Origin of the sequence: Limnohabitans sp. WS1, from assembly GCF_003063265.1 — a bacterium.
GTDB lineage: Bacteria > Pseudomonadota > Gammaproteobacteria > Burkholderiales > Burkholderiaceae_C > Limnohabitans_A.
In genome coordinates, this window is record NZ_NERU01000002.1 from 326,753 (window position 1) to 353,620 (window position 26,868).

A 26,868-nucleotide genomic window follows, 5' to 3' on the forward strand; every position below is an offset into this window, starting at 1 on the left:
CACAACACATCCGTGAATGATTTTTTTCAATTATTTTGCGTCGAGCTGGATCAATTTCAAAAATTCTGCTTTGCCAAGGAAGATAAATTTAACAGTTATAAAAAGAAGGATCCTCAGGCTGTAGCGGTTTTGTGTTTGGCAATTCAGTCTTTTGATTTTGGTCGGGGATTAAAGGCTTTGCATACCAATGGAAAGTCTTCCAGTAGCCAAATGACTTTATTGAGAAGCTTATTGGAGTGTGTTGTTCGTATTAAATACCTTGTGCTTTTTGATGATGGATTCCAGAACCTTCGATATACTGATCTGAATTCTTATATTTCAAGGTATATGGATGCTTTCAAAGCGTGGCCTGATCGCTTGAAGGTAGATGGTAACGAACCAAAGCCTATTCAGGATGCAAGAGAAGCAAAAGCTAAATTTGGCAAACCACTTCCTAAAGATTTCCACAAAATAGAAACATTGCTAACGCAGATCGCATTAAAAGACAGCGAATTTGAAGCTCTGCCAGCGTATTCTTATTATCGAGAGCTCTGTCCTCCCGCTCATTCTGATTTGGGTTATTTGCACAAGCGACTTTTCTCGAATGAAAAATCTCCCTTTTCTTGTGAGTCAGAAATTTATGAATGCGCGACAGCCTGGCTTCGATCTGCTGGGCATGATTTGAATTTGGTAATGAATAGGTTAAAGGCTGCGAATGCTTGATATGGTTGATCTCCTTCAAGGCATTCTTCACGGCACCGCCCCCGTGCAGCGTCGCGCCATGGCCAAAGCCATCACGCTGCTCGAATCGACCCGCGCCGACCACCGTGCTTTGGCCGACGAGTTGCTTACTGCCATGCTGCCGCACACCGGGAAATCTTTCCGCTTAGGCATCAGCGGTGTCCCAGGCGTGGGTAAGTCCACCTTCATCGAAGCGCTGGGCCTGTACCTCATCGGTCAAGGTCACCGCGTGGCGGTGTTGGCGGTGGACCCGTCGAGCACCGTGTCGGGCGGCTCCATCTTGGGCGACAAAACGCGCATGGAGTTGCTCAGCGTGCACGAGCGCGCCTACATCCGCCCCAGCCCCAGCAGCGGCACCTTGGGTGGCGTGGCCGAAAAAACCCGCGAGTCCATGTTGGTCTGCGAGGCCGCTGGCTACGACGTGGTGATCGTCGAGACTGTGGGCGTGGGCCAGAGCGAAACCGCGGTGGCCAATATGACCGACATGTTTGTGCTGATGCAGCTGCCCAATGCGGGTGACGATTTGCAGGCGATCAAAAAAGGCGTGATGGAAATTGCCGATTTGGTGGTCATAAACAAGGCCGACATCGATGCCATCGCGGCCACCCGTGCCGAGTTGCAAATCACCAGCGCCTTGCAGCTCTTGGGCATGCACGGCGGTTCGGGCCACGCTCATGCCGACACCACCCAGTGGCACCCCAAGGTGGTGCAGTTGAGCGCTTTGCTGGGCCAGGGCGTGGACAGCTTTTGGGCGGCGGTCAGCGAGTTCAAGGACCTGCAAACCCGCAACGGCCGCTTTGCCACGCGACGCCAACAACAAGCCCTGTCGTGGATGTGGGAACGCATTGACGCCGGTCTTAAACAAAACTTCCGGGCGCAGCCGCGTGTGCAAACGCTGCTGCCCCAACTCAGCCAACAAGTCGCTGCGGGCCAGCTCGCCGCGTCTACAGCGGCCCGTCAACTGCTCGGCGCTTACCAGGCGCAGAGTGAAACCCCATCTTCCTGAAGAAAAGAGAGAGCCACCATGCAAGACATCATCGAACAACTGGAAAAAAAGCGCGCTGCGGCCCGCTTCGGCGGCGGGCAAAAGCGCATTGACGCGCAGCACGCCAAAGGCAAGCTCACCGCGCGTGAGCGCATCGAAGTGCTTCTGGACGAAGGCACCTTCGAAGAGTGGGACATGTTCGTGGAGCACCGCTGCACCGACTTCGGCATGCAGGACAACAAGATCCCCGGTGACGGCGTGGTCACCGGCTACGGCATGATCAACGGCCGCTTGGTTTTTGTGTTCAGCCAGGACTTCACGGTGTACGGCGGCGCTTTGTCGGAGACGCACGCTGAGAAGATCTGCAAGATCATGGACCAGGCCATGAAGGTCGGTGCTCCGGTGATTGGCCTGAATGATTCGGGCGGTGCCCGAATTCAAGAAGGCGTGGCGTCCTTGGGCGGTTATGCCGATGTGTTCCAGCGCAACGTGATGGCCAGCGGCGTGGTGCCCCAGATCAGCATGATCATGGGCCCCTCAGCAGGTGGCGCGGTGTATTCGCCTGCTTTGACCGACTTCATCTTCATGGTCAAGGACACTTCTTACATGTTCGTGACAGGCCCCGAAGTGGTCAAGACCGTGACGCATGAAGAAGTTACAGCTGAAGAGTTGGGCGGCGCCCTGACACACACCACCAAAAGCGGCGTGGCCGACATGGCGTTTGAGAATGACGTGGAAGCGCTGCTCATGCTGCGCCGCCTGTACAACTACTTGCCGCTCAACAACCGCGAGAAGGCACCTGTGCGCCCCAGCGGTGACCCATCGGGCCGCATGGACATGAGCTTGGACACCCTCGTGCCGGAGAATCCCAACAAGGCTTATGACATGAAAGAGCTCATCGTCAAGACCGTGGACGATGGTGACTTCTTTGAGCTGCAACCCGACTACGCCAAGAACATCCTGATCGGCTTTGCCCGCATGGAAGGCCAAACCGTGGGCATCGTGGCCAACCAGCCTTTGGTCTTGGCCGGATGCTTGGACATCAAGAGCTCGATCAAGGCTGCCCGCTTTGTGCGTTTTTGCGACGCGTTCAACATCCCCGTGGTCACCTTTGTAGACGTGCCCGGCTTCATGCCAGGCACCTCTCAAGAGTACGGCGGCATCATCAAACACGGCGCGAAGTTGTTGTACGCGTATGCCGAATGCACGGTGCCCAAAATCACCGTCATCACCCGCAAAGCCTACGGCGGTGCGTACGACGTGATGGCCTCCAAACACCTGCGTGGCGACGTGAACTTTGCCTGGCCCAACGCTGAAATCGCGGTGATGGGTGCCAAGGGTGCGGTGGAAATCATCTTCCGTGAAGACAAGGGTGACCCCGAAAAGCTGGCCGCCAAAGAAGCCGAATACAAAGCCCGTTTTGCCAACCCCTTTGTGGCAGGTGCTCGCGGCTTCATCGACGACGTGATCCAGCCGCACGAGACCCGCAAGCGGATTTGCCGTTCTTTGGTCATGCGCAAGGACAAAAAGATCGAGAACCCCTGGCGCAAGCACGGGAACATTCCGCTTTGATCGGCACCCCGTTATGGCGGACTTGATTCGCCAGCCATGGATCCCGGGTCAAGCCCGGGATGACAGATAAAAGGATTCCATATGTTCAAGAAAATTTTGATTGCCAACCGCGGCGAAATCGCCTGCCGCGTCATCGCCACCGCCCACAAAATGGGCATCCAAACCGTGGCCGTTTATTCCGAAGCCGACAAAGAAGCCCGCCATGTGCAACTGGCCGACGAGGCTGTGTTGATTGGCCCAGCCGCGTCGCGCGAGTCGTATTTGGTCGCTGACAAAATCATCGCCGCCGCCAAGGCCACTGGCGCACAAGCGATCCACCCCGGCTATGGTTTCCTGAGCGAGAACGCCGAGTTCTCCAAGCGCTGCGAAGACGAGGGCATTGCCTTCATCGGCCCACGTCACTTTTCGATTGCCGCCATGGGCGACAAAATCGAATCCAAAAAGCTGGCGGGTGCTGCGGGCGTGAACTGCATTCCCGGCGTGAACGATGCGATTGAGACCGCCGAAAAAGCGGTTGAGATCGCCAAGGGCATTGGCTACCCCGTCATGATCAAAGCCTCCGCTGGCGGCGGTGGCAAAGGCCTGCGTGTGGCCTTCAACGACAAAGAAGCTTTTGAAGGCTTTACGTCGTGCCGCAACGAAGCACGCAACAGCTTTGGTGATGACCGTGTGTTCATCGAAAAGTTTGTCGAAGAACCCCGCCACATCGAAATCCAGGTGTTGGGCGACAGCCACGGCAACGTGGTGTACCTGAACGAGCGCGAGTGCTCGATCCAGCGCCGCCACCAAAAAGTCATCGAAGAGGCACCGTCGCCTTTCATCTCTGAAGCCACCCGCAAAGCCATGGGCGAGCAAGCCGTGCAACTGGCCAAGGCGGTGAAATACCAGTCGGCCGGTACGGTGGAGTTTGTGGTCGGCAAGGACCAGAGCTTTTACTTCTTGGAGATGAACACCCGTTTGCAGGTGGAGCACCCCGTCACCGAAGCCATCACCGGGCTCGATTTGGTCGAGATGATGATCCGCGTGGCGGCTGGCGAGAAATTGCCAATCGAGCAAAAAGACGTGCAACGCAATGGTTGGTCCATCGAGTGCCGCATCAACGCCGAAGACCCGTTTCGCAACTTTTTGCCCTCCACCGGCCGACTGGTGCGTTTCCAGACGCCCCGCCAAACCATGTTCCAAGGCAACACCACCGACCTGTATGGCGTGCGCGTGGACACGGGTGTGCAAGACGGTGGCGAGATCCCGATGTTTTATGACTCGATGATCGCCAAGCTGATCGTGCACGGCAAGGACCGCAACGACGCCATTGCCAAGATGCGCGAAGCCTTGAATGGTTTTGTCATTCGCGGCATCAGCTCCAACATCCCTTTCCAGGCCGCTTTGCTGGCGCACCCGCGTTTTGTGTCGGGCGACTTCAACACCGGCTTCATTGCCGAGCAGTACAGCCAGGGCTTCCGCGCCGAAGACGTGCCGCACGACGACCACGACTTTTTGGCGGCCTTGGCGGCTTTTGTGCGACGCAAGTCGCGTGAGCGTGCCGCCAACCTGAGTGGACAGCTGCCAGGTTACGACGTCAAAGTGGGTCAAGACTATGCCGTGGTGGAACTGGGCAAAGCAGGCCAGAACCGCTATGTGCCCGTGCATGTGGCCGAATTTTCAGGCAAACACGGTGAAGCGCACATCACGGTCAATGGCAAAACCTATGCCATCGCCAGCAACTCACGCTTGAACGACATCCGCATCGAAGGCACTTGCAATGGCCAACCGTTCACGGCACAAATTGAACGCGGCACCTTGAAGAACCCGCTGGCCCTGCAAGTGCAACACAACGGCACCCGCATCGAAGCGTTGGTGATGTCGCCCCGCATGGCCGAGCTGCACAAGCTCATGCCTTACAAAGCGCCACCGGATTTGAGCCGTTTTGTGTTGTCGCCCATGCCCGGTCTGTTGGTGGACGTATCGGTGCAGCCGGGTCAGAAAGTTCAGGCGGGTGAGCGTGTGGCCGTGATCGAAGCCATGAAGATGGAAAACGTGCTGTTCGCGGCGCAAGACGGTGTGGTCAAGAAGGTGGTGGCTGCCAAAGGCGAATCGCTCACCGTGGACCAGATGATTGTGGAGTTTGAATAAATGACGCGCCCTTTCAAAGTGCTGGGCGTCCAGCAAATCGCCATCGGCGGGCCTGACAAGACCCGCCTGCAAAAACTCTGGGTCGACATGTTCGGTCTGGAAGTGACGGGCACCTACAAAAGTGAACGCGAGAACGTGGACGAAGACATCTGCGCCATCGGCACCGGCCCCTTCAAGGTTGAGGTCGATTTGATGCAGCCGCTGGACCCCGAGAAAAAGCCTGCCGTGCACAGCACCCCCCTGAACCACATCGGCTTGTGGATTGACGACCTGCCGGTGGCGGTCGAGTGGCTTACGGCCCAAGGTGTGCGTTTTGCGCCCGGTGGAATCCGCAAAGGTGCAGCCGGTTTTGACATCACGTTTTTACACCCCAAAGCGAATGAAGAGTTCCCGATTGGCGGGGAGGGCGTGTTGATCGAGTTGGTGCAGGCTCCGCCCGAGGTGGTCAAGGCGTTTGCAGCTTTGGCTGCCAACGCACATTGAGTTGATTCGGACCATCAGGTCCGATTGAAAACCTGTCTCGCCTGAAGCCTGCGACCTACAACAGACTGTCTCGCAGGTCGGTGTCGGTGGCTTTAGTCCCGACATGCGCTTCAAAAGCCCGTCAAGCTCCCGCTTGGCGGGCTTTTGCTTTGGCGAGTGCCGCCTCGATGATGGCGCGTTTGCGGTCCAATTCGGGCGCGTTGTCTGTGCCCTTGGTATGTCCGGCCAAATCGGCCAGTTTGTGTTCGGCCTTGGCTTGTAATTGCTTGTGGTGTGCGGCTTCTTCACGAACCCGGCGTCGTTGGCGAGATTCAAAACGTGTGCGGGATGTGTCGGCTTGCTCGGCGGACCAAGCGGCCCAGCCAGTATCTGCGCCCGTCACATTCTCCAGTGCGATGCAGTCCACCGGGCACACCGGGATGCACAGCTCGCAGCCCGTGCACCAAGGCTCGATCACGGTGTGCATCAACTTGTTGGCCCCCAAAATCGCATCGGTCGGGCAAGCCTTGATGCACAAGGTGCAGCCGATGCACCAGGCTTCGTCGATGATGGCCACATGCCGAGGGCCTTCGGTGCCGTGATCGGGGTTGAGGGGCAAGCTGGGTAAACCCGTCAGTGCAGACAGCCGTTCGATGCCCTCTTGCCCTCCGGGCGGGCACTGGTTGATGGCCGCTTGTCCCTCGGCCATGGCCCGCGCATAACTGGCACAGTCTGGAAAGCCACAACGCGTGCACTGCGTTTGGGGCAAGGCATCGCTCAGCAATAAGAAAAGCGCCTGGGTCTCAGGCGCTGTTCGGTTTAAGTGGGGCATGGGCCTCAGGCTTTGCTTGAAGGGTCAACCCAAGTGGTTTTGACCGAAGTGCTGGCAGCCGACTTGCCAGATGTCTTGCTCAGCGGAGCCGATGCCGATTTGGCAGGTGATTTTGCAGCTGTTTTTGCCGAAGCTTTGGCTGCAGGCTTGCTGGCCACTGAGGGGGCTGATGGGGTCACCGCAGGTTTTGCCTTGACCACGGTTGACTTAGGGGCTGCGGGCTTGGCTGCCGATTTGGCAGCAGGCTTGGCTGGCGAGACGAGGGTCGCATTGGATGCGCCAACGTTGGTGGGTGCGCTGGCTTGCGCCACTGCAAGCGGCGGGGTGTCCGCTTGAGCCAGGGCTTCGGGAGCCACGGGGGCGGGTGAAGCGGTGACCGCAGCGGTTTTGACCGCTGTTTGCGGTGCATGGCTCGAAATGAACTTGACCAGCTCTGGATAAACAATGTCGCGCCAACGGCGGCCACTGAAGATGCCGTAATGCCCAGCGCCGGGCACTTCAAGGTGCTGACGCTCGCTAGCGGGCACGCCGCTGCACAGGTCTTGTGCTGCACGCGTCTGGCCTGAGCCCGAGATGTCGTCGAGCTCACCTTCAACGGTCATCAGGGCCGTGCCCTTGATGTCTTGGGGGCGAACGCGTTCAACTTTGCCATCGACGCCTTTGACGTCCCAAGTGCCGTTGACCAGTTTGAAGTCCTGGAACACGGTGGCGATGGTCTCAAGGTAGTAATCGGCATCCATGTCGAGCACCGCGTTGTACTCGTCGTAGAACTTGCGGTGTGCTTCGGTGCTGGCGTCGTCGCCTTTGATCAGGTCTTTGAAATAGTCGTAATGGCTGGTGGCGTGGCGGTCGGGGTTCATGGCCACAAAACCGGTGTATTGCAAAAAGCCGGGGTACACACGGCGACCCGCACCCGGGAAGTTGGCAGGCACACGGTAAATCACGTTGTTCTCGAACCACTCAAAACTCTTGTTGGTGGCCAAGTTGTTCACCGATGTGGGTGATTTGCGTGCGTCGATGGGGCCGCCCATCATGGTCATGGTCAGTGGGGTTTTTTCGCCACGGCTGGCCATGAGAGAGACGGCGGCCATGACGGGCACCGTGGGCTGGCAGACGCTCACGATGTGGCAATTGCCATAAATGGATTGCAGGTGACGAATGAATTCCTGCACGTAGTTGATGTAGTCGTCCAGGTGGAACTCACCATCGGACAGAGGGACCAAACGTGCGTTTTTCCAGTCGGTGATGTAGACCTTGTGGTCTTGCAACATGGTTTTGACGGTGTCACGCAGCAGCGTGGCGTAGTGACCCGACAACGGTGCCACGATCAGCACCGCTGGTTGGGCCTTGAGCTGGGTCAATGTGGCCGCGTCGTCAGAAAAGCGCTTGAAACGGCGCAATTCACAAAAGGGTTTGTCGATTTCGATGCGCTCGTGGATGGCCACATCGACACGGTTGACCTTGACGGTCCTGATGCCAAATTCTGGTTTTTCGTAATCTTTGCCCAGCCGATGCATGAGCGCATAGCCTGCCGATGTGCGCTGAGCCATAGGCGTTTGCGACATGGGGTTCAAGGGGTTGCTGAACAACTTGGCAGCAGCTTGGGCCAGATCGGAAAAAGGCTCCATGATCGAGCGTTGTGTTTCAAAAATCTGGTAAAGCATGTGACAGTTTCCCTTGAGACAAATGGTGCGGTGCAACAATACTACAGGAGACTGTGCAGTATTTTTTGAGTACTCCCCCTAATTGGGAGTCACCTTCTTGACCGACCAAAAAGAAACCGCCCCGTCAGGGGCGGTTGCAAGCCGAATGTCAGCTTAAAGCGGGATTTAGACGACTTTGGCGATGGCCGCGCACACGTAGTCGATGTTTTTGCTGTTGAGCGCGGCCACGCACATGCGGCCGGTGTCGGTGCCGTACACGCCAAACTCGCTGCGCAGACGCACCATCTGGTCTTTGGTCAGGCCCGAGTAGCTGAACATGCCGATCTGGCTGGTAATGAAACTCATGTCTTGCTGAACACCCGCTGCTTTGAGGCTGTCCACCAGTTTTTGGCGCATCGCCTTGATGCGAACACGCATTTCGGCCAGTTCTTGCTCCCACTGGGCACGCAACTCAGGGTTGTTCAACACAGCCGCCACCACCGCGCCGCCGTGGATGGGTGGGTTGGAGTAGTTGGTGCGGATGGCAATTTTCAATTGCGACAGCACGCGGGATGCTTCTTCTTTGTCAGAAGCCACCACCGACAGGGCGCCCACGCGCTCGCCGTACAGGCTGAAGCTCTTGGAGAAAGACGTGGACACAAAGATGTTGAGGCCCGCAGCCACAAACTTGCCGATCACGGCACCGTCTTCGGCAATGCCGTGGCCAAAACCTTGGTAAGCCATGTCGAGGAAGGCCGTCAGGCTCTTGGCCTTCACCACCGCAATGACCTGGTCCCATTGGGCGTCGGTGATGTCATAACCCGTGGGGTTGTGGCAGCAAGCGTGCAGCACAACGATGGTGCCTTCGTCAGCAGCGTTCAGGCTGGCCAGCATGCCGTCGAAGTTCACGCCGCGTTTGTCGGCGTCGTAGTAGGCATAGGTGCCGACTTCAAAGCCCGCGTTCACAAAAATGGCGCGGTGGTTTTCCCAGCTGGGGTCAGAAATCAGCACTTTCGCATTGGGGCTGACTTTCTTCAGGAAGTCGGCACCAATTTTCAGGCCGCCCGTGCCGCCGATGGCCTGCACGGTGGAGACGCGACCGGACTTGACCACGTCAGATTCAGCACCAAACACCAGCGCCTTGACGGCGTTGTCGTAGGCCACGATGCCGTCAATCGGCAGGTAGCCACGGGCGGTGGGGGTGGCCATCATGGTTTTCTCGGCCGCTTGCACACATTGCAGCAGGGGCAGTTTGCCGTTGTCGTCGAAGTACACGCCCACGCCCAAGTTCACTTTGTTGGGGTTGGTGTCGGCGTTGTATTGCTCGTTCAGACCCAGGATCGGGTCGCGGGGGGCCATTTCGACGGCGGAAAACAGAGACATGGAAAGTCCTTGGATTGTGTTCAGTGGTGGCAGAAAACCCGTTCCTCGGTTAGGCTTTCGGGTTGACCCTGATTTTAACGGCCCCCGCCGTCTGGTTTGGCCAGGCGGTCCTTACAAAGATGACCACCGTGCCCGAAGCCCCCGTTGTAGAAGTTGTGTCTGATGTGGACAAGTACGCTGAGGGGAAGTTCATCAGCTACCCGGGCTCTCCGTTTGAGCTCTACCAGCCTTACCCGCCTGCAGGTGACCAGCCCGTGGCCATTGAGCAGCTGGTTGAAGGCGTCCATGACGGCGAGGTGTTCCAGACCCTGCTGGGCGTGACCGGCTCGGGCAAGACCTTCACCATGGCCAATGTGATCGCCCAGCTGGGGCGTCCGGCCATCGTGTTCGCGCCCAACAAGACACTGGCGGCGCAGCTGTACAGCGAGTTTCGCGAGTTTTTCCCCAAGAACGCCGTCGAGTATTTCGTTAGTTACTACGACTATTACCAGCCCGAGGCCTATGTGCCGCAGCGCGATTTGTTCATCGAAAAAGACTCGGCGATCAACGAGCACATCGAGCAGATGCGCCTGTCGTGTACCAAAAGCATCATGGAGCGGCGCGATGTGGTGATCGTGGCCACGGTGTCGGCCATCTACGGCATTGGCGAGCCCGAGAGCTACCACCGCATGATCATGACGCTGCGCACCGGCGACAAGCTGGGGCAGCGCGACGTGATCGCCCAGCTGATCCGCATGCAGTACCAGCGCAACGACATGGAGTTTTCACGCGGCAAGTTCCGGGTGCGGGGCGACACCATCGACGTTTTCCCAGCCGAACACTCCGAGCTGGCCATCCGCATTGAGCTGTTTGACGACGAGATCGAGAGCTTGCAGCTGTTTGACCCGCTCACCGGCCGCATACGCCAGAAGATTCCGCGCTTCACGGTCTACCCGTCCAGCCACTATGTGACGCCGCGTGACAAGGTGCTGGCGGCGGTGGAGACCATCAAGCTGGAGTTGGCCCAGCGCCTCAAAGAATTGTTGGGCATGGGCAAGCTGGTCGAAGCCCAGCGCCTGGAGCAGCGCACCCGGTTCGATTTGGAAATGTTGTCCGAAGTCGGCCACTGCAAAGGCATTGAGAACTACACCCGCCATTTGTCGGGCGCTGCCCCCGGTGACCCGCCCAGCACTCTGACCGACTACATGCCACCCGACGCGATCATGTTTCTGGACGAAAGCCACCAGATGATCGGCCAGCTCAATGCCATGTACAACGGCGACAAGGCCCGCAAGACCACGCTGGTCGAATACGGCTTTCGCCTGCCCAGCGCGCTGGACAACCGACCGCTCAAATTCGAAGAGTTTGAAAAACGCATGCGCCAATGCATCTTCGTCTCGGCCACTCCCGCTGATTATGAAAAGACGCATTCGGGCAAAGTGGTCGAGCAAGTCGTGCGCCCCACAGGCCTGGTGGACCCGCAGGTCGAGGTGCGTCCCGCTACGCACCAGGTGGACGACGTGCTGCAGGAAATCCGCATCCGGGTCGAAAAGCACGAACGGGTGCTGATCACCACCCTCACCAAACGCATGGCCGAGCAGCTGACCGAATATTTGAGCGACAACGGCGTGAAGGTGCGTTACCTGCACAGCGATGTGGACACGGTGGAGCGGGTCGAGATTTTGCGAGACCTGCGCCTGGGCGCTTTTGATGTGCTGGTGGGCATCAACCTGCTGCGCGAAGGCCTGGACATTCCCGAGGTGTCGCTGGTCGCCATTTTGGATGCCGACAAAGAAGGCTTTTTGCGGGCCGAGCGCAGCCTGATCCAGACCATTGGCCGTGCGGCTCGAAACCTGAACGGCCGGGCGATTTTGTACGCCGACCGCATCACCGAGTCCATGAAAAAAGCCATGGGCGAGACTGAGCGCCGCCGCATCAAGCAATTGGCGCACAACGAGGCCATGGGCATCACGCCCAAGAGCATTGTGAAAAAGGTGAAAGACCTGATAGACGGTGTCTACAGCGAAAAATCGGGCAAAGAGGCCGAGCGCCTGGAACAAGCGGCCATGCAAAAAGCCAAGGTCGAGGACATGAGCGAGAAAGACATCGCCCGGGCCATCAAGCAACTGGAAAAGCAGATGATGGAGCACGCCCGCAACTTGGAGTTCGAAAAAGCCGCCCAAGTGCGGGACCAGTTGACCATTTTGAAAGAGCAGGCCTTTGGTGCAACCGGTGGCGACAACATCGTGCCTTTGATCCGGGCCTGAATGACCCTATAACCCGAGTGATTTAATCGGGATTGGGGTATACTTGACTCGTTTAGTCGGGAACCTGATCAGTCAGGCTTCGACGACCTTCCCCCCACCTCAGGAGTCTGCCATGCGTTTAACCACCAAAGGCCGTTTTGCCGTGACGGCCATGATCGATTTGGCTCTGCGCCAAGACGCTGGCCCCGTGACCTTGGCCGCCATCAGCCAGCGTCAACAGATTTCACTGTCTTATCTAGAGCAATTGTTTGGCAAGCTGCGCCGCCACAACCTGGTCGAGTCCACCCGTGGACCCGGCGGCGGTTACACCCTGGGCCGCAAATCCACCGAAATCACTGTCGCCGACATCATTTTGTCGGTTGACGAGCCGATTGACGCCACCCACTGCGGCGGTAAAGAAAATTGCAACGGCGGCGATGGCCGCTGCATGACGCACGACCTGTGGGCTTCCCTCAATTCCAAAATGGTGGAATTTCTGGATTCGGTGTCGCTGCAAAAGCTGGTGGACGATCAATTGGCCAAAGGCTTGGTCGTTGAAAACAAGCCCAGCCTCAAGCGTGCCATTGCCCCCATGCCCATCAGCCAACCGATCCGTGTGAATGTGCCCAACTCGGTCTTTGACTTGGGCAATATGTTCGCCAAATCCTGATTACCGAAGCAGACCAGACCATGACTACACCTCATTTCCCCATTTACCTTGATTACGGCGCGACCAATCCCTGTGACCCCCGCGTGGTGGACGCCATCATCCCTTGGCTGCGTGAGCACTTTGGCAACCCAGCATCCCGCAGCCACGCCTGGGGTTGGGAAGCCGAGGCGGCCGTTGAAACCGCCCGCGAGCAAGTGGCTGACCTGATTGGTGCCGACCCCCGCGAAATCGTCTGGACCAGCGGTGCCACCGAATCGAACAACCTGGCGATCAAGGGCGCAGCCCAGTTTTACAAGTCGCGCGGCAAGCACCTGATCACCGTCAAGACCGAGCACAAAGCCGTGCTGGACACCATGCGTGAGCTCGAGCGCCAGGGTTTTGAAGTCACTTACCTCGATGTGCAGGCCGATGGCTTGCTGAACATGGATGCGCTCAAAGCCGCCATCCGCCCCGATACCATTCTCATCAGCGTGATGTTCGTGAACAACGAAATCGGCGTGATCCAGGACGTGACCGCCATTGGCAACCTGTGCCGCGAAAAAGGCATCGTCTTCCACGTCGATGCCGCGCAAGCCACCGGCAAGGTCGAGATCGATATGACCCAGCTGCCCATCGACTTGATGAGCCTGGCCTCGCACAAAACCTATGGCCCCAAAGGCATTGGCGCTTTGTATGTGCGCCGCAAACCGCGCATTCGCCTGGAAGCACAAATGCACGGCGGCGGTCACGAGCGCGGCATGCGCTCGGGCACCTTGCCCACCCACCAGTGCGTGGGCATGGGCGAAGCGTTCCGCATCGCCAAACTTGAAATGGCCCAAGACAACGCCAAAGCCCGCGCCCTGCACGACCGCTTGATCAACGGCCTGAGCGACATGGAGCAGGTGTTCCTGAACGGCCATGCCACCCAGCGCGTGCCGCACAACATCAACATGAGCTTCAACTTCGTCGAAGGCGAATCACTCATCATGGGCATCAAGGGCTTGGCCGTGTCGTCCGGTTCGGCTTGCACATCGGCCAGCCTGGAGCCCAGCTATGTGCTGCGCGCTCTTGGCCGCAGCGACGAGTTGGCCCACAGCAGCTTGCGCATGACGATTGGCCGCTGGACCACCGAAGAAGACATCGACTACGCGATCCAGACCATCCGCGAGAACGTGGCCAAGCTGCGCGACTTGAGCCCCCTGTGGGAAATGCACAAAGATGGCATCGATCTGAGCACCATCCAGTGGGCTGCCCACTGAGTTCACACTGACCTGAATACGGAGAAAACACCATGGCATATTCTGAAAAAGTGGTTGACCACTACGAAAATCCCCGCAACGTGGGCTCTTTTGACAAGGGCGACGACAGCGTGGGCACCGGCATGGTCGGTGCACCGGCTTGCGGCGACGTGATGAAGCTGCAGATCAAGGTCAACCCGACAACCGGCGTGATCGAAGACGCACGCTTCAAGACCTACGGTTGCGGCTCGGCCATCGCCTCCAGCTCGCTCGTGACCGAGTGGGTCAAGGGCAAGACGCTCGACGAAGCGGCGGCCCTGAAGAACAGCCAAATCGCCGAAGAGCTGGCGCTGCCACCCGTCAAAATCCACTGCTCCATCTTGGCCGAAGACGCCATCAAGGCCGCAGTGGACGACTACAAAAAGAAACACCTGAACTGACATGGCCATCTCACTGTCTGCTGCCGCAGCTCGGCATGTGACCCGGTACCTGGCCAAACGTGGCTCGGGTGTCGGTGTGCGCCTGGGGGTCAAGACCACGGGCTGCTCGGGCCTGGCCTACAAGCTCGAGTACGTGGACGAGATCGCCCCGGAAGACGTGGTCTTTGAAGGCCACGGCGTCAAGGTGCTGGTGGACCCCAAAAGCCTGGCCTACATCGACGGCACCGAACTCGACTTTGTGCGCGAAGGCCTGAACGAGGGCTTTCGCTTCAACAACCCCAACGAGCGTGACCGTTGCGGTTGCGGTGAGTCGTTCCGTGTTTGAGCCGAGTGTGAGTTTTTGCGCGTGATTTCCCTCCAAGCCAACGACTTCGAGCTGTTTGATGTGCCGGTGCAGTACGCACAGGACCGCGCTCAGCTCGACGCCCGCTGGAAGGCCTTGCAACGCGAAGCCCACCCCGACCGCTTTGCGGCCGAAGGCGCAGCCGCCCAGCGCATCGCCATGCAGTGGTCGGTGCGCATCAACGAGGCGTACCAGCGCCTGAAAGACCCGCTCAAACGTGCCGCCTATTTGTGCGAGTTGCAAGGTGCGCCCGTGCAGGCCGAAAACAACACGGCCATGCCCGCCGCATTCTTGATGCAGCAAATGGAATGGCGCGAAAACCTCGAAGACACGGGCAGCGCCCAAGGCCTCGAATCCTTGGCAGACGAAGTGGCTGCCGAGCAGCGCCGTGTGCAGCAAACGCTGGGCGATTTGCTGGATGTGGCCAAAGACCCCGCGCAGGCCGTGGGGCAGGTGAGGGCGCTCATGTTCATTGAGCGCTTCACGCAAGAAGTGAACGCTAAACTCGACCGATTGACTTGACCCTCGGGTCGCAGCGCCTCATGCAGGTGGGCGACTTGAACACCATCCCTGATTGACCATGGCGTTACTGCAGATTTCTGAACCGGGCCAGTCGCCCGACCCGCACCAGCGCCGCATCGCGGTGGGCATTGACTTGGGCACCACGCACTCGCTGGTGGCTTCGGTGCGCAATGGCGTGTCCGAATGCCTGCCCGACGACGATGGCCGTGTGATTCTGCCGTCGGTGGTGCGCTTCATGCCGGGCCAGGGCCGCCAGATCGGTTTTGACGCTGTGGCGTCTGCCGCTTCCGACCCGGTCAACACCATCGCTTCGGTCAAGCGTTTCATGGGCCGTGGCCTGAACGACATCGCCGACCGCAGCAAACTGCCTTATGAGTTCGTTGCCAGTGAGCAAGGCATGCTCTCCATCCAGACGGTGCAAGGCCCCAAGTCGCCCGTCGAGGTGAGCGCCGAAATCTTGGCCACCTTGCGTTACCGCGCCGAAGACACCTTCAACGACGACCTGTACGGCGCCGTGATCACCGTGCCCGCCTACTTTGACGATGCCCAGCGCCAGGCCACCAAAGACGCGGCACAGCTGGCTGGCCTGAATGTGCTGCGCCTGATCAACGAACCCACCGCAGCGGCCATTGCCTATGGCCTGGACAACGCCAGTGAAGGCGTTTACGCCGTGTTTGATCTGGGTGGCGGCACTTTCGATATTTCCATCTTGCGCCTCACGCAAGGCGTGTTTGAGGTGCTGTCCACAGGCGGCGATTCGGCCTTGGGCGGCGACGATTACGACCAGGCCTTGGCCGACTTCGCCATGGCCCAACAGCCCGGCTTGCAAGCCGCCACGGCCGAAGACAAAACCCGGCTCAAGGCGGCAGCCCGTGCCGCCAAAGAAGCTTTGACCAGCGCAGACGCCACCAGTCTGGATGTGGCGCTGTCCACTGGCGCTTTGTCGGTGCAGATCAGCCGCGCAAATTTTGAGCAAGCCACACAGACTCTGACGGCCCGCTGCGTCACGGCCGTGCGCAAAGCGCTGCGCGATGCGCAGCTGGCCAAAGACGATGTACAAGGCGTGGTCATGGTGGGCGGCTCCACCCGCATGCCGCAAATCCAGCAAGCCGTGGCTGACTTTTTTGATCAAGCCCCGCTCAACAACCTCAACCCCGACGAAGTCGTCGCCTTGGGCGCGGCCATCCAGGCCAACCAGTTGGCAGGCAACAACGCCGCTGGCGAGTTGTTGTTGCTCGATGTGATTCCGCTGTCGTTGGGCATCGAGACCATGGGCGGCTTGGTCGAGCGCATCATTCCGCGTAACCAAACCATCCCCACCGCCATGGCGCAGGACTTCACCACTTACCAAGACGGCCAGACCGCGCTGGCGCTGCATGTGGTGCAGGGTGAACGCGATCTGGTGCAAGACTGCCGCAGCCTGGCCCGCTTTGAGCTGCGTGGCATCCCGCCCATGGCTGCAGGTGCAGCCCGCATCCGCGTGACTTTCACGGTGGACGCCGATGGCTTGCTGAACGTCGGGGCCAAAGAACAAATCAGTGGTGTCGAAGCGCGCATCGACGTCAAGCCCTCGTATGGCCTGAGCGATGACCAGATCGCCACCATGCTGCAAGAAAGCTTCACCACCGCGCAAGCCGACATGAAGGCGCGTGCGCTGGTGGAAGCCCGTGTGGATGCCGATCGCATGCTGCTGGCCACGCGCAGCGCCTTGGCAGCAGACGGCGATTTGCTGCAAGCGTCAGAGCGCAGCGCCATCGACGCACTCATGGCCACATTGCAAGCCGCCGTGCAAACCGAACAAGACGCCAAGGCATTGGAAGACTGCACCCAAGCGCTGGCCAAAGGCACCGAAGCCTTTGCGGCCGAGCGCATGAACCACAGCATCCAGAAAGCCCTGGCCGGTCAAAACATCCAGGCCTTGTAAAAGCCCGACCTGCCCTGAATTCAGAAGACTCTTATGCCCGTCATCAAAATCCTGCCCCACGCCGAGTATTGCCCCCAAGGTGCCGAGATCACCGCGCCTTCGGGCACCAGCATCTGCGAAGCGCTGCTCGACAACCACATCAACATCGAGCACGCCTGCGACATGAGCGCGGCTTGCACCACCTGCCATGTGGTGGTGCGCGAAGGCTTCAACAGCCTCAATGAGATGGAAGAAACCGAAGAAGACCTGCTTGACCGTGCTTGGGGGCTGGAGCCCAATTCGCGCCTGAGCTGCCAGGCCTTTGTGGCCAAGAGCGATCTGGTCATCGAGATCCCGCGCTACACCATCAACCACGCCAAAGAACTGCACTGAGCCGGAGCTGCAAGCCATGCGCCAAATCGTTCTGGACACCGAAACCACCGGCCTCTCAGCTGAGGGCGGCGACCGCATCATCGAGCTCGGTTGTGTGGAGCTTTACGCCCGCAAGCTCACAGGCAACAACCTGCATTTCTATTTCAACCCCGAGCGGGACAGCCACGAAGACGCCCTCAGGGTGCACGGCATCAGCAATGAATTTTTGCGCGACAAACCCAAGTTCGCTCAGTTGGCCGATGACATCCTGAATTACTTGGCCGATGCGGAATTGATCATCCACAACGCCGCATTTGACATTGGCTTTCTGAACAAGGAACTCGAACGCGTTGGCAAAAAGCCTTTGAAGGCCTATGTCAGCGGCGTGATCGACACCTTGGCCATGGCCAAGGAAATGTTCCCCGGCAAACGCAACAGCCTCGACTCGCTGTGTGATCGCCTCGAAGTCGATAATTCCGGGCGCACCCTGCACGGCGCTTTGCTTGACGCCGAGCTGCTGGCCGATGTCTACATCAACATGACTCGGGGGCAAGAGGCATTGTTGATCGATGCAGGTGACACGCCCACTGATACGCAGACTGTGGTGGTGCAGGTCGATTTGAGCACCTATGTCTTGCCCGTGTTGCCCGCCAATGTTCAGGAGTTGGCCGCGCACGATGAGGTCTTGGTCCAGCTTGATAAATCGAGCGGAGGAAAAACCGTATGGCGTCAACTTGCGGCGGTTTAAAAAAATTGCTGAAATTTTGAAGCCTGTTTTCTGTAATCGAATTTTTTTATGCCATAATCGAATTCTTCGCTGAGAGGCGTAGGGCGGTTAGCTCAGGGGTAGAGCACTGCATTCACACTGCAGGGGTCACAAGTTCGAAACTTGTACTGCCCACCAAAAATTCCCAATGAAAACAAGCACCTAGCGGTAACGCAAGGTGCTTTTTTTTCGTCTGTCGTGGGGTGTGTGTAATTTCCTGTGTAAAACGCTTTTACACAGGGGGTCAGCCGGTCATGAGATTGCCCAGTTTTTCGAGGGCTTGTCGCTGTGCGTCCACCTGCAGGTGGCTGTAGCGCTGGGTGGTTTGGACGGTGCTGTGTCCAAGGATCTTGCTGATCGTGTACAGGTCCACACCCAAGCCCAGCATGATCGATGCGCAGCTGTGGCGCAGGTCGTGGAAGTTGACGTGGGGCATGCCTGCCTTGATGCGGGCGCGCTGCCATGCGGTCTTGATGCCCTCGACGCCCACTGTGGTGGGAAAGTACACCAGCCACGGCCTGAGCGCCGGGATGATGGGGATGATGCGGGGCTTGAGGGTCTTGGTGTGGCTGCCGGGCAGGCTGATCACGTCCTGGCCAATGTCTTCGGCCCGGATCTTCACCAGCTCGCCACGGCGGGCACCTGTGAGCAATGCAGCCCAGATCACGGCTTGCACTTGCTTGGTGCAGTGCTGGGCAATTTGGCCCACTTGCTCGATGCTGAGAAACACTTCACGCTTGTTGTTGACGGGCACGAACTTGATGCGCAGGCCAAAGTTTTCGGGGGTCAGGCTTCGCTCCCAGGCGATGGTGAGGCCTTTTTTGAGGGTGGCCAGTGAGCGGTTGACGGTGGCGGGGGCGTACTGGGTGGTGAGGTCTTTGACCGCGTGGGCGGTGAATTCGCGGGCTTGGGATGCGGTGTACTTTTCGGCCCAGGGCACCAGGCGAAGGGCGTGGTGTTCGCTGGTGGATGCGCTGCGCAGGCCTGCAGCGTGGGCGATGTAGAGCTGCAGGGCACCCACCATGGGGAAATCCCCCACTTGGGGGATTTGGCCGGGGGCCTTGGCCAAAGCCCCCCGGATCTCGCTTTCTACGCGCTTGGCATCACTCGCAGTTGCACCCGCCTTAAGGATGCGGTGGACGCGCTGGCCATCGACCATGACGCCGACGTGCCTACGGCCTTTTTTGTCTTCCCAGGTTGACATGCTTGGTTTTCCTTTAGCCACTGTTTACATTCGGCGAGATCGTAGCGTTTGGCGCGCAGCCCCACGGGCGTGTAGGGCAGGCCCGCCAATTCCAGGCGCCTGACGGTGCTTTCGCTGATCGCAAGGGCGGCACAGAGTTGTTGGCGGTTCAGGCTCATGCCGCAATCCTTCCTTCAGCGATTTCGCTGTAATTGGCCCGCACCAGCGCCTCGGCTGGGGGTGGGCTCACGCTGTTGCCGCACATGCGGACCTGTGCGGTTTTGGTCATGGGCTCGCCGTCTGCACCGGTCTCAAACTGGTAGCTGGCCGGAAAGCCTTGGGCTGCGTAGAGCTCCTTTGGGGTGAGCATGCGCAGGCCGATGTCCACGATCACCCATTCCTCGCCCGCGATGGTCACGGTGACAAGGCCCAGGCGGTCTTTTGTCGGGATCGTGTGCGCCGGGTCGGTCAGGCTTTGGTCTTGCCCGCCTTCGCTGTAGTACTTGACCAAAAAGGCCCGGACTTCGCCGTGGTGGGTGCCTTGGGCGCTGATCGTGTGCAGGGGCTCGGTGACTGGCCCGCCCACGTTGTCGCCGCGCAGCTTGACCAGGTGGCTTGTGACCAGGCCTGCAGCCGCGCCCGATGCGGTGACGGTGTTCAATGGCTGGGCGATGTCTCGCACGCCGTGTGAAAAGCGCTTGCCGCCTTCTTTGCCCTCGCCGTGCCCCATGTGGATCAGTGACGCGGTGACCAAGCTGTGATGGTCCACGCTGGTGACGGTGCCGATGGGGTCGGCTAGGTCTGAGCCCACTACGCCGGTGTAGTGTTTGGCAAGGAAGGCCGTGACCAGGGCGTGATGCCCGCCAGTGGTGATGGTGCGCACCGGTTCAGTGACGGCCGCGCCGGGGTGGCCAGTGGTGTTGGTCACAATGAACGGCTTGCCCGCCTCGATGACGTACCGCACCAAGCCTTTGGCAATCCGCCTGCATGTCGCATCTGCCAGCGGCTTTTTGCGCTCAAAGATGCTCGGGCAGGGGATCGACCAATCGATGCACTCAGCGGCCGTGCGCCAGGGCTTGAGGCCTTTTGGGGCCTTGCCTTTGGCGTCAGGCTTGGTGTGTGTGGGCTCAGGCCACACGATTGGCAGGCCATCCCGGCGGGCCACCAGAAACAAGCGCTTGCGGATCGTGGGGGCACCGTAGTCGCAGGCGCGCAGCTCACGCCACTCCACCTTGTAGCCCAGGGCCTCCAGCTGCCCCACCCACTGCTTGAAGGTCTCGCCTTTGCGCTCGGGGCATGGCCGGTTGTCTTCACCCAGCGGCCCCCAAGTCTGAAATTCCTCGACGTTCTCGAGGAAGATCACTCGGGGCTTGACGGCTTTGGCCCACTTGACCACCACCCAGGCCAAGCCTCGGATTTTCTTGGACACGGGCGTGCCGCCTTTGGCCTTTGAAAAGTGCTTGCAATCGGGCGATGCCCACAGTGCGCCCACCGGCTGGCCATTTGTCACAGCGATGGGGTCCACCTCAAACACGTCGCTGATGAAGTGACGGGTCTGAGGGTGATTGGCAGTGTGCAGGCTGATCGCTTCGGGGTCGTGGTTGACGGCAATGTCAACGTGCCGGCCGATGGCGGCCTCGATGCCGGTGGACGCGCCGCCACCGCCTGCGAAAAGGTCAACAACCAGCTCGTGGGCCAGGGGCAAAAGGAATTGAGGGGGTTTCATGCCGCCTCCGACTGATTAACCAAGGCCACGGCGGTGGCTTTGGCGGTGATTTCGGAAAATTTGCCCATGGTGTGGGTGCGCAGGTTTTCGGTCATGAAGACCAAGGGGGTGCCGGGTGTCAGGTGGGTTTTGTTGTCGTCAAACCAGTTGGCGGCTTGTTGGCCTTTCCAGAAGATGCGCCAAGATTCGACTTGCTGTGTGGCGATGCGATCGACGCACAGCAGGGTGACGGTCCACTCGCCTTTGCTGTCTTTGGTCAGGGTGGGTGGGGTGCGGCTCAAAAAGAGCATTCCGGTGGCTTTCATGGTGGCTCCTGGTCTTAGGCGCAGGCCTGCGCTGGGGTGGATGGGGTGGGCTTGGCTGGGGCTTTGATCAACCTGCCCCCGGTACGCGCGGTTTCGGATTTGGCGTGGTGCCACGCCTGGTCGTATTCCTTGGCACTCAGGTTTTGCAGTTGGTATTCGAAGAGTTCGAGCAGTGTGGTGACGCTGTCCAATTCGTCGAAATAGAGGCTGGTGGGCTTCCATGTTTTGGTTTTGCGGGCGCGTTGCTCGATGCGGGCCAGGGCCAAATCGGCTTTGGTCAGGTGCTCGATCAGGCCGCGCACGATGCCTTTTTTCTCGATGCTCAGCGAGATGGCCACGGCACTGGCGATGACTGTCCATTGCAGCTCGGTGGCGCGGCCTTCGCGCAGGGCGCGGTGGGCGTCGCGCAGCGGGTCCATGCGGGCTGCGATTTCGTCGGGCAGCAGCTTGGTGGCGCGGAACAGGGCGATGTCGAGCGTGTTGGTCGACTTGACCCAGCGGGGGCGACGGGGTTTGCGTTGGCCGTTCATGGGGCACCGCCTTTCGTCACCGCATAGCCATGCTTTTTGAGCAGCTTGATGGCCGCCCGGATCGCGGTGGCCTCGGCTGACTGGTGCTCAAAGTTCCAGGCGTACATGCCGCTCTGCAGCAGCACCCGGCCCATCTTGATGTCGTGCTTGAGCAGCAGCCAAACAAGGTTTTGTGTGTGGCTGGGCAGGTCTACGTCAAACGCGATTTCAGCGGCGCTCATGGGGCGGGCCGTGCTTTTGAGCAGGTCGCGGATGCTGCCTGTGCGGCTTTTGGACTTGGGCTCTGCGCCCGGTTGCCAGGTGGTTTGCACGCGCCGTTTGCGTGCCAGCGCTTTTGACATTTGCTCAAACGGGTTCATGGTCGCACCTCCACCAGGTCACCGAAGTCATTGACTACGGCGGTTTTCGAGGGGATGAAACAACCCTCGGATGACAAAAAAACGACCAGGTACGTGCCTGCGCGGTAGTAAGGGCTGGGTCCGTAAATGGGGACCCAGCCGACACTGATCTTTCCCCAGGTGGTCATGCTGCACCGCCTTTCGTTTGTGCCTGGTCGTATTCAATGGCCTTGGCCACATCGTGGCGGCCGGTCAGCAGTGCGATCCAGCGCATGGCGCACAGGGTCTTGGCCAAGTGGATTTGAGCGGGGCTCATGCTGCACCGCCTTCTGTATCGTCTGCAGGCAGGCGCTGCACAGTTGGGGCGTTGGCTTTTTCGTGCGCTTGCGCTTGCTCGGGTGTGGCCAGTTCAAAGCGGGGATGGTGCTTTCCATCCTCTGTCACGACTTCGAGGGTGTGCAGACTGAACAGGCCGCCCAGTGTCCAGTTGCAGGGCTTGCCGTCTGGGGTTTTGCGCGGCGATCCGGCACCGGTCCAGCGGCCGACACATGAAAAGCCGACGTACCCATCGACGGCCACGAAATCAGCACCCGCACCTGCTGCGATCAGGTCGCGGGCCGACTGCACGGTTTTGCAGCGTGGGCACACCACGGCGAGGTCTTCGCGGGCCTTGACGCCCTGTGCTTGCAGCGCGGCGTGGAATTCTTTGATGGTCATCGTTTTCATGCTGACACCGCCATTCCTTGCACAGCCTTGTAAGCCGCTTCGACAAGCTCAGGCGCGTCGATGATGGCGTCGGTCAGGGTCATCACGGGCATTTGCAGGCCTTGGGCGATGCTGCGTTCCAGGCAGGCGCCGCGGCTTTCGGCCCAGCCGGGCAGCATGACGATGGCGTCGCAGTCAACCAGGGCTTTGATGTCCACCTGCATGTAGGCGCGCCATGCTTCGGCTTCGGTCATGCCGTCGGTCGTGGTTTTGAATTCAGCGGGGTTGATCACGCTGTAGCCGATTTGGCGAAGGGCGTGGGCGGCGGCGTTGAAGGTGGGGAAGTTGAGGTCGGGCAGGCCGGACATGGGGCCGCTCAGGTAGACCGTGGTGGTGGTTTTGCGGGCGGGTTTATCGCCCGGGGTTTGCACCGTGTGGGTGGTGTCGGCCTGCTGGGGCGCGTGGGTGGCAGTGGCAGTGGCTTTGTCGGCCAGGGCTGAGATGTACTGCAGCACTTTGACTTGCTCAACTGGAGTCAGCTGGATGGGGTGGGTGGCTTGGTTCATGGTGGGCTCCTTTGGGTTAAGTGACAGGGGTTGCGGGGTTGAAAAAAGATTGCTCGGTCTTGGCCAAGATGGCGTCGGCGCGCTTGATGTGCTGGGCGCGGCGCACGGCGTAGGCCAGTTCGTCGAAGTCGGTGACCATGGCGGCAAGGCGGGCGACATGGCGCAGGACTTGCACTTCGTCGGTGCTGATGGGGCCGATCAGGGTGTCGGTGACCAACACCTTGTCGGGCATGACCACCAGCCGGGGCTGGATGGTGCGCATGGGGCGTGTGGCCAAGCTCATGGGCGGGTGCCCTTGGTGCGCTTTTGCACAGCTGCCAACACCTTGGCCTGCAGGCTGACCAAGGTGTTGGCCAAGGCCTGGCGCACGCGCTGGATGTGGTGTGCACGGGTGGGGCGGTATGGGCCGTCCAGTTCCACGCCTGCTGCGTAGTTGGGCCGGTAGATGTTGTTGTTCAACACCTTGAGCAGCTGCTGGGCTTGCTTGTAGGGGCAGGGTCGGTTGATGTTGCTCACGAGGGTCTCCTTTGGGTGTGTGACAGCGGGGAAAAAATCAGCGTCCAGACTTGCGGCCGGGTTTCTTGAACACCCAGCAATGCACGGTCTTGGGGGTGTCGGGCATGGCGGTGTTGGACTTGCGCACATGGATGGCGCTGCTCACGTCTTTGATCGCCGTCCAGGCGTAGCGCTTGCTGGTCTTGAGCACCTTTTTCAAGTCGCTCAGCAGCGGGATTTGTTGGCGGTGCTGTGCGGCCAACTCGATAAATTCATTCAAGTTGATCGCCACCAGATCGGGGTCGCGGCTGTGGTTCAGCAGGGGCATGTAGTCCATATCGCCGCGAATGGTGGTTTTGCCCAGCGCGTCCAGGTATTCCACAGACTCCCAAAACTCGGCCACCAATGGGTGATCGGAATTGATGGCCAACTGGCGTTCGCGGGCCATGGCCTCGACCTGTTGTTTGACCTGGTCAAACTGGGCATCGGACACGCGCACCAACTTGCGCAGGGCCAAACACATGGCCATCAATTGGCCGTGGTTTTTTGCAATTCGGGGCTTGTGCACACCGTCCAGCGTGAGCAGGTGGGTCATTTGTGCATCGGTCTGCGTGGTGATGGTCTCCATCACTTCGGCCTCTAACTTGAGGGCCTGCAGAATGAAATTCGACACGTCGGCAATGTCGGTTTTCTCAAGCGCCTTGGCCGCTTCGTATGACTCAGGGGTGAAGCCCTTGGTGTCAAACGTCATGTGGCAGATACGCTCCATGATCGGCTGACTGGCGGCCACGGCGTTGTTCTGGCTGATGACGATGCTGGCTCTGAAAGGCGGGTCGTAGGTCTCGTTACCGCCGGTCTTCACACCGGTCGTTCTGATCGAGTTGCCGTTGTAGGCGTCTTTCAGTTCGTCCCAATCAAACGACTTGATGTGCGCGGTGTTGCCCGTCTTGGTTTCGCGGTCGGACTCGATCAGCACGATGGGCAGGTTGCTGACCTGAGTGAAGGTGCGCATGCGTCCGGCATTAGTGGACTTGCTCGGGTCAAAGCCTTCGTAGTCGCGGCCAAACAGTTTCCACATGAAGCTGATCAGCGTGGTCTTTCCGGACCCGGGCTCGCCCACGATTTCGAGGAAGGGGAACGACTGGTGCTCAGCGCGCACTTGCTCAGCAAACAAACTGCCAAACCAAAACGCCAGGGCCACGTAGCCCTTAGGGCCAAAGGCTGACCACAGCGTCTGGCCCCAAGCCTTGGCGCGTGGGCTGGGCTCGGTGTTGATGGTCAGGCCAATGCTGCCTTGCAGGGACTTGATGCTGAGCTTTTGAAAGTCAAAGTAATCCTCAGCATTGCAGGCCTGCACCGTGCCGTCACGCACGGCCACGGTGCCCAATATGTACACCTTGTGCAGCATGCTGTAGCCGATGTAATCGACGGTCTGCACCACCTTGATGTTGTCCAGTTGGCGCAGCATCATTCGCTCGAGCTGCACGCTGTTGCCGCTGTACATGGCACCGGGTGCCATGTGCAAAAGTTGCTTTTTGAACTCGCTGGCCGATGTGAGGTGGCCGCTGGTGAAGCTGCCTTTGATCGTGCCGCCATCGTGCGGAAACGCCACGCTGAAGTAGTACCAGGCCTCTTTTGTGATTTCGTTGCGCTGGTAATAAAGCGCTTGCGGCAAGCAATTGGCAATGGGCTGCAGCGTGCCCGACTCGCTCAGGGCCAGGTCGCGCAAATCATCGTCGGCCATGGGCTCACGGTGGCCGTCTTCCACGTCGCGCTCCAACTCTTCGCGGCGCTTGCGGTACCGGTCCACATCCAGTTTGAACCAGTACAGGCGGTTGCTGTGGGTCAGCTCAAATTCGGCACGGCCTGAGTGGTTGTAAATCAGCAGCGCTTTGTCTTGGGCGGTGGCGGCCAGTAGCAGGGCACCGTGGTACAGGTATTCCTTGATGTCGTCCTCGCCCAGCTTGCCAGCAAGGTGCAAGTCGTTCCAGTCGCTCTTTTTCTTGCCACTGGGCGGCTGTGCGGCGGTCACCACCCAGCCTGCATCGCGCATCTTTTTGGCGTGCTTGCGCGTGAAGTCTTGGCCTGCCTTGTCGGCGTCCAGGGCCAGCACCAGGCGCGGGGCCTTGACGGTGCCGCCTTGGCGCTGCAGCTGGGCTTGCAGGGCGTCCAGGGCAATGCCGGGGTAGTTGTTGCACGACATGAGGGCCACAGCCGAAATGCCGTGGTGCGCCAGGGCGATGGCGTCAAAAATGCCCTCGACCAGCCACAGGTCTGCAGGCGCGGGCACCGCCTCTGCATTGGGGCCAGCGTCTGCAAAGCTCAGGTCGGGCATGCACCACCACTGGCCAGCGTAGGTGCCGCCCAATTTGAAGTTGGCCTTTTTCTTGCCAAACCGGGCGGGCTTGTCAATCAAGCGTTCCCAAAACGTGCTGCCCACCACAAAACGCACGGTGGCGGTGGCTGCGCCCCGGCCGTGGTCGGCGCTTTGGTCAAAGTAATGCTCTTGCGTGAACAGGCCCTTGACCTTGGCCAACTCAAAGCCGCGCATCATTTGCAAATAGGCCTCAGCAGCGGCGTGGGGGTTTTGCTGCTCGATGGGCTTGGCTTGCTCGGGCACCTGGAAGCGGTCGGTCCAGGACTCGAACAAATCGCTGAACAGGTCTTTGGTGTGGGCGCTGTAGCCACAGTTATTGAGCCTCTCGCACTGCACCACAAAGGGCTTTTCTGCCCAAGTCCACAGGCTTTTGTTGTCGCAATGCGGGCACTTGCCCTTGCGCAAAAACTTGGCCACCGGCTTCATGCCGTAGTCATGCTGCAGCCGGCGGGATATCT

The 26,868-nt window shown here is 59.5% G+C and carries 28 protein-coding genes and 1 tRNA gene; 15 read left to right on the plus strand and 14 right to left on the minus strand.

Annotation, left to right across the window (positions count from 1 at the left end; translation table 11 throughout):
- Window positions 1–12: 12 nt before the first annotated feature.
- The 5 genes from B9Z48_RS05200 (at window position 13) to B9Z48_RS05220 (ending at window position 5,890) form a co-directional block, all read left to right on the plus strand.
- Window positions 13–702 carry a DUF5677 domain-containing protein gene (locus tag B9Z48_RS05200; RefSeq protein ID WP_146186237.1) on the plus strand — a complete coding sequence of 230 codons (690 nt, stop codon included), beginning with the start codon at window positions 13–15 and terminating at the stop codon, window positions 700–702.
- Between the two features lies 1 nt (window position 703).
- Window positions 704–1,726 (plus strand): methylmalonyl Co-A mutase-associated GTPase MeaB, encoded by a 1,023-nt coding sequence (gene meaB / locus B9Z48_RS05205; protein ID WP_228769104.1) that lies wholly within the window; start codon window positions 704–706, stop codon window positions 1,724–1,726.
- 18 nt (window positions 1,727–1,744) lie between these two features.
- Window positions 1,745–3,277 carry an acyl-CoA carboxylase subunit beta gene (locus B9Z48_RS05210; RefSeq protein ID WP_108377372.1) on the plus strand — a complete coding sequence of 511 codons (1,533 nt, stop codon included), beginning with the start codon at window positions 1,745–1,747 and terminating at the stop codon, window positions 3,275–3,277.
- Between the two features lie 81 nt (window positions 3,278–3,358).
- On the plus strand, window positions 3,359–5,407 hold the full coding sequence (locus tag B9Z48_RS05215) for an acetyl/propionyl/methylcrotonyl-CoA carboxylase subunit alpha (RefSeq protein WP_089953861.1): 2,049 nt from the start codon (window positions 3,359–3,361) through the stop codon (window positions 5,405–5,407).
- Window positions 5,408–5,890, plus strand: coding sequence for a VOC family protein (locus B9Z48_RS05220; RefSeq protein ID WP_089953858.1), 483 nt, complete (start codon window positions 5,408–5,410; stop codon window positions 5,888–5,890). It abuts the gene before it with no gap.
- A 121-nt stretch (window positions 5,891–6,011) separates the two neighbouring features.
- On the opposite strand, the gene rsxB is transcribed toward B9Z48_RS05220, so the two are convergent.
- The 3 genes from rsxB to B9Z48_RS05235 form a co-directional block, all read right to left on the minus strand.
- Window positions 6,012–6,701 carry an electron transport complex subunit RsxB gene (gene rsxB / locus B9Z48_RS05225; RefSeq protein ID WP_089953855.1) on the minus strand — a complete coding sequence of 230 codons (690 nt, stop codon included), beginning with the start codon at window positions 6,699–6,701 and terminating at the stop codon, window positions 6,012–6,014.
- A 5-nt stretch (window positions 6,702–6,706) separates the two neighbouring features.
- Window positions 6,707–8,365 carry a polyhydroxyalkanoate depolymerase gene (locus tag B9Z48_RS05230; RefSeq protein ID WP_108377373.1) on the minus strand — a complete coding sequence of 553 codons (1,659 nt, stop codon included), beginning with the start codon at window positions 8,363–8,365 and terminating at the stop codon, window positions 6,707–6,709.
- 165 nt (window positions 8,366–8,530) lie between these two features.
- A complete protein-coding gene (locus tag B9Z48_RS05235) occupies window positions 8,531–9,727 on the minus strand; it encodes an amino acid aminotransferase (RefSeq protein ID WP_108377374.1) in 1,197 nt (398 codons plus the stop codon).
- A 119-nt stretch (window positions 9,728–9,846) separates the two neighbouring features.
- On the opposite strand from B9Z48_RS05235, the gene uvrB reads away from it, so the two are divergent.
- From uvrB to B9Z48_RS05285, 10 genes are all read left to right on the plus strand, one after another.
- The gene (uvrB, locus tag B9Z48_RS05240; RefSeq protein ID WP_089953848.1) at window positions 9,847–11,973 is read left to right on the plus strand and encodes an excinuclease ABC subunit UvrB; all 2,127 of its coding nucleotides are present in this window, start codon (window positions 9,847–9,849) and stop codon (window positions 11,971–11,973) included.
- Between the two features lie 112 nt (window positions 11,974–12,085).
- Window positions 12,086–12,622 carry a Fe-S cluster assembly transcriptional regulator IscR gene (gene iscR / locus B9Z48_RS05245; RefSeq protein ID WP_089953845.1) on the plus strand — a complete coding sequence of 179 codons (537 nt, stop codon included), beginning with the start codon at window positions 12,086–12,088 and terminating at the stop codon, window positions 12,620–12,622.
- 20 nt (window positions 12,623–12,642) lie between these two features.
- Window positions 12,643–13,860, plus strand: coding sequence for an IscS subfamily cysteine desulfurase (locus B9Z48_RS05250; RefSeq protein WP_089953841.1), 1,218 nt, complete (start codon window positions 12,643–12,645; stop codon window positions 13,858–13,860).
- Window positions 13,861–13,892: 32 nt separating this feature from the next.
- Window positions 13,893–14,279: a Fe-S cluster assembly scaffold IscU gene (gene iscU, locus B9Z48_RS05255; protein WP_062405706.1), complete on the plus strand. Its 387-nt coding sequence runs from the start codon at window positions 13,893–13,895 to the stop codon at window positions 14,277–14,279.
- A gap of 1 nt (window position 14,280) precedes the next feature.
- Complete coding sequence (iscA, locus tag B9Z48_RS05260; RefSeq protein WP_019425275.1) at window positions 14,281–14,604, plus strand: iron-sulfur cluster assembly protein IscA; 324 nt, start codon at window positions 14,281–14,283, stop codon at window positions 14,602–14,604.
- Window positions 14,605–14,628: 24 nt separating this feature from the next.
- Entirely contained in the window at window positions 14,629–15,144 is a 516-nt protein-coding gene (hscB, locus tag B9Z48_RS05265; RefSeq protein ID WP_199233462.1) for a Fe-S protein assembly co-chaperone HscB, read from the plus strand.
- A gap of 58 nt (window positions 15,145–15,202) precedes the next feature.
- Window positions 15,203–17,068 (plus strand): Fe-S protein assembly chaperone HscA, encoded by a 1,866-nt coding sequence (gene hscA / locus B9Z48_RS05270; RefSeq protein ID WP_108377375.1) that lies wholly within the window; start codon window positions 15,203–15,205, stop codon window positions 17,066–17,068.
- Window positions 17,069–17,101: 33 nt separating this feature from the next.
- Window positions 17,102–17,440, plus strand: coding sequence for an ISC system 2Fe-2S type ferredoxin (fdx, locus tag B9Z48_RS05275; RefSeq protein ID WP_108377376.1), 339 nt, complete (start codon window positions 17,102–17,104; stop codon window positions 17,438–17,440).
- Between the two features lie 16 nt (window positions 17,441–17,456).
- Window positions 17,457–18,167 (plus strand): DNA polymerase III subunit epsilon, encoded by a 711-nt coding sequence (gene dnaQ, locus B9Z48_RS05280; protein ID WP_089953830.1) that lies wholly within the window; start codon window positions 17,457–17,459, stop codon window positions 18,165–18,167.
- Window positions 18,168–18,248: 81 nt separating this feature from the next.
- Window positions 18,249–18,323: transfer RNA gene (locus B9Z48_RS05285), tRNA-Val, on the plus strand.
- Window positions 18,324–18,429: 106 nt separating this feature from the next.
- Here the strand turns inward: B9Z48_RS05285 and B9Z48_RS05290 are convergent.
- From B9Z48_RS05290 to B9Z48_RS05335, 11 genes are all read right to left on the minus strand, one after another.
- Complete coding sequence (locus B9Z48_RS05290; RefSeq protein WP_108377377.1) at window positions 18,430–19,389, minus strand: site-specific integrase; 960 nt, start codon at window positions 19,387–19,389, stop codon at window positions 18,430–18,432.
- A gap of 154 nt (window positions 19,390–19,543) precedes the next feature.
- The gene (locus tag B9Z48_RS05295; RefSeq protein ID WP_199233455.1) at window positions 19,544–21,094 is read right to left on the minus strand and encodes a DNA cytosine methyltransferase; all 1,551 of its coding nucleotides are present in this window, start codon (window positions 21,092–21,094) and stop codon (window positions 19,544–19,546) included.
- Entirely contained in the window at window positions 21,091–21,399 is a 309-nt protein-coding gene (locus B9Z48_RS05300; protein WP_108377378.1) for a hypothetical protein, read from the minus strand. Before B9Z48_RS05300 ends, B9Z48_RS05295 begins: the two co-directional genes overlap by 4 nt.
- A 14-nt stretch (window positions 21,400–21,413) precedes the next feature.
- Entirely contained in the window at window positions 21,414–21,929 is a 516-nt protein-coding gene (locus B9Z48_RS05305; protein WP_108377379.1) for a hypothetical protein, read from the minus strand.
- A complete protein-coding gene (locus tag B9Z48_RS05310; RefSeq protein ID WP_108377380.1) occupies window positions 21,926–22,288 on the minus strand; it encodes a hypothetical protein in 363 nt (120 codons plus the stop codon). Before B9Z48_RS05310 ends, B9Z48_RS05305 begins: the two co-directional genes overlap by 4 nt.
- 163 nt (window positions 22,289–22,451) lie before the next feature.
- Window positions 22,452–22,583: a hypothetical protein gene (locus B9Z48_RS21990; RefSeq protein WP_255419472.1), complete on the minus strand. Its 132-nt coding sequence runs from the start codon at window positions 22,581–22,583 to the stop codon at window positions 22,452–22,454.
- Complete coding sequence (locus B9Z48_RS05315; protein WP_199233456.1) at window positions 22,580–22,993, minus strand: VVA0879 family protein; 414 nt, start codon at window positions 22,991–22,993, stop codon at window positions 22,580–22,582. Before B9Z48_RS05315 ends, B9Z48_RS21990 begins: the two co-directional genes overlap by 4 nt.
- Window positions 22,990–23,538 (minus strand): DUF4406 domain-containing protein, encoded by a 549-nt coding sequence (locus tag B9Z48_RS21770; protein WP_108377381.1) that lies wholly within the window; start codon window positions 23,536–23,538, stop codon window positions 22,990–22,992. Before B9Z48_RS21770 ends, B9Z48_RS05315 begins: the two co-directional genes overlap by 4 nt.
- A gap of 16 nt (window positions 23,539–23,554) precedes the next feature.
- The gene (locus B9Z48_RS05325; RefSeq protein ID WP_108377382.1) at window positions 23,555–23,821 is read right to left on the minus strand and encodes a hypothetical protein; all 267 of its coding nucleotides are present in this window, start codon (window positions 23,819–23,821) and stop codon (window positions 23,555–23,557) included.
- Entirely contained in the window at window positions 23,818–24,054 is a 237-nt protein-coding gene (locus tag B9Z48_RS05330) for a hypothetical protein (protein WP_108377383.1), read from the minus strand. The genes B9Z48_RS05325 and B9Z48_RS05330 overlap by 4 nt, the downstream gene beginning before the upstream one ends.
- Window positions 24,055–24,091: 37 nt before the next feature.
- Window positions 24,092–26,836, minus strand: coding sequence for a toprim domain-containing protein (locus B9Z48_RS05335; RefSeq protein ID WP_199233457.1), 2,745 nt, complete (start codon window positions 26,834–26,836; stop codon window positions 24,092–24,094).
- Window positions 26,837–26,868: the final 32 nt, after the last annotated feature.

Excerpts from the sequence above, each read along its gene's own strand:
- meaB (WP_228769104.1), top strand. The coding sequence starts at position 704 with ATGGTTGATCTCCTTCAAGGCATTCTTCACGGCACCGCCCCCGTGCAG.
- B9Z48_RS05210 (WP_108377372.1), top strand. The coding sequence starts at position 1,745 with ATGCAAGACATCATCGAACAACTGGAAAAAAAGCGCGCTGCGGCCCGC.
- B9Z48_RS05215 (WP_089953861.1), top strand. The coding sequence starts at position 3,359 with ATGTTCAAGAAAATTTTGATTGCCAACCGCGGCGAAATCGCCTGCCGC.
- B9Z48_RS05220 (WP_089953858.1), top strand. The coding sequence starts at position 5,408 with ATGACGCGCCCTTTCAAAGTGCTGGGCGTCCAGCAAATCGCCATCGGC.
- rsxB (WP_089953855.1), bottom strand. The coding sequence starts at position 6,701 with ATGCCCCACTTAAACCGAACAGCGCCTGAGACCCAGGCGCTTTTCTTA.
- B9Z48_RS05230 (WP_108377373.1), bottom strand. The coding sequence starts at position 8,365 with ATGCTTTACCAGATTTTTGAAACACAACGCTCGATCATGGAGCCTTTT.
- B9Z48_RS05235 (WP_108377374.1), bottom strand. The coding sequence starts at position 9,727 with ATGTCTCTGTTTTCCGCCGTCGAAATGGCCCCCCGCGACCCGATCCTG.
- uvrB (WP_089953848.1), top strand. The coding sequence starts at position 9,847 with ATGACCACCGTGCCCGAAGCCCCCGTTGTAGAAGTTGTGTCTGATGTG.
- iscR (WP_089953845.1), top strand. The coding sequence starts at position 12,086 with ATGCGTTTAACCACCAAAGGCCGTTTTGCCGTGACGGCCATGATCGAT.
- B9Z48_RS05250 (WP_089953841.1), top strand. The coding sequence starts at position 12,643 with ATGACTACACCTCATTTCCCCATTTACCTTGATTACGGCGCGACCAAT.
- iscU (WP_062405706.1), top strand. The coding sequence starts at position 13,893 with ATGGCATATTCTGAAAAAGTGGTTGACCACTACGAAAATCCCCGCAAC.
- iscA (WP_019425275.1), top strand. The coding sequence starts at position 14,281 with ATGGCCATCTCACTGTCTGCTGCCGCAGCTCGGCATGTGACCCGGTAC.
- hscA (WP_108377375.1), top strand. The coding sequence starts at position 15,203 with ATGGCGTTACTGCAGATTTCTGAACCGGGCCAGTCGCCCGACCCGCAC.
- fdx (WP_108377376.1), top strand. The coding sequence starts at position 17,102 with ATGCCCGTCATCAAAATCCTGCCCCACGCCGAGTATTGCCCCCAAGGT.
- dnaQ (WP_089953830.1), top strand. The coding sequence starts at position 17,457 with ATGCGCCAAATCGTTCTGGACACCGAAACCACCGGCCTCTCAGCTGAG.
- B9Z48_RS05290 (WP_108377377.1), bottom strand. The coding sequence starts at position 19,389 with ATGTCAACCTGGGAAGACAAAAAAGGCCGTAGGCACGTCGGCGTCATG.
- B9Z48_RS05295 (WP_199233455.1), bottom strand. The coding sequence starts at position 21,094 with ATGAAACCCCCTCAATTCCTTTTGCCCCTGGCCCACGAGCTGGTTGTT.
- B9Z48_RS05300 (WP_108377378.1), bottom strand. The coding sequence starts at position 21,399 with ATGAAAGCCACCGGAATGCTCTTTTTGAGCCGCACCCCACCCACCCTG.
- B9Z48_RS05305 (WP_108377379.1), bottom strand. The coding sequence starts at position 21,929 with ATGAACGGCCAACGCAAACCCCGTCGCCCCCGCTGGGTCAAGTCGACC.
- B9Z48_RS05310 (WP_108377380.1), bottom strand. The coding sequence starts at position 22,288 with ATGAACCCGTTTGAGCAAATGTCAAAAGCGCTGGCACGCAAACGGCGC.
- B9Z48_RS21990 (WP_255419472.1), bottom strand. The coding sequence starts at position 22,583 with ATGAGCCCCGCTCAAATCCACTTGGCCAAGACCCTGTGCGCCATGCGC.
- B9Z48_RS05315 (WP_199233456.1), bottom strand. The coding sequence starts at position 22,993 with ATGAAAACGATGACCATCAAAGAATTCCACGCCGCGCTGCAAGCACAG.
- B9Z48_RS21770 (WP_108377381.1), bottom strand. The coding sequence starts at position 23,538 with ATGAACCAAGCCACCCACCCCATCCAGCTGACTCCAGTTGAGCAAGTC.
- B9Z48_RS05325 (WP_108377382.1), bottom strand. The coding sequence starts at position 23,821 with ATGAGCTTGGCCACACGCCCCATGCGCACCATCCAGCCCCGGCTGGTG.
- B9Z48_RS05335 (WP_199233457.1), bottom strand. The coding sequence starts at position 26,836 with ATGAAGCCGGTGGCCAAGTTTTTGCGCAAGGGCAAGTGCCCGCATTGC.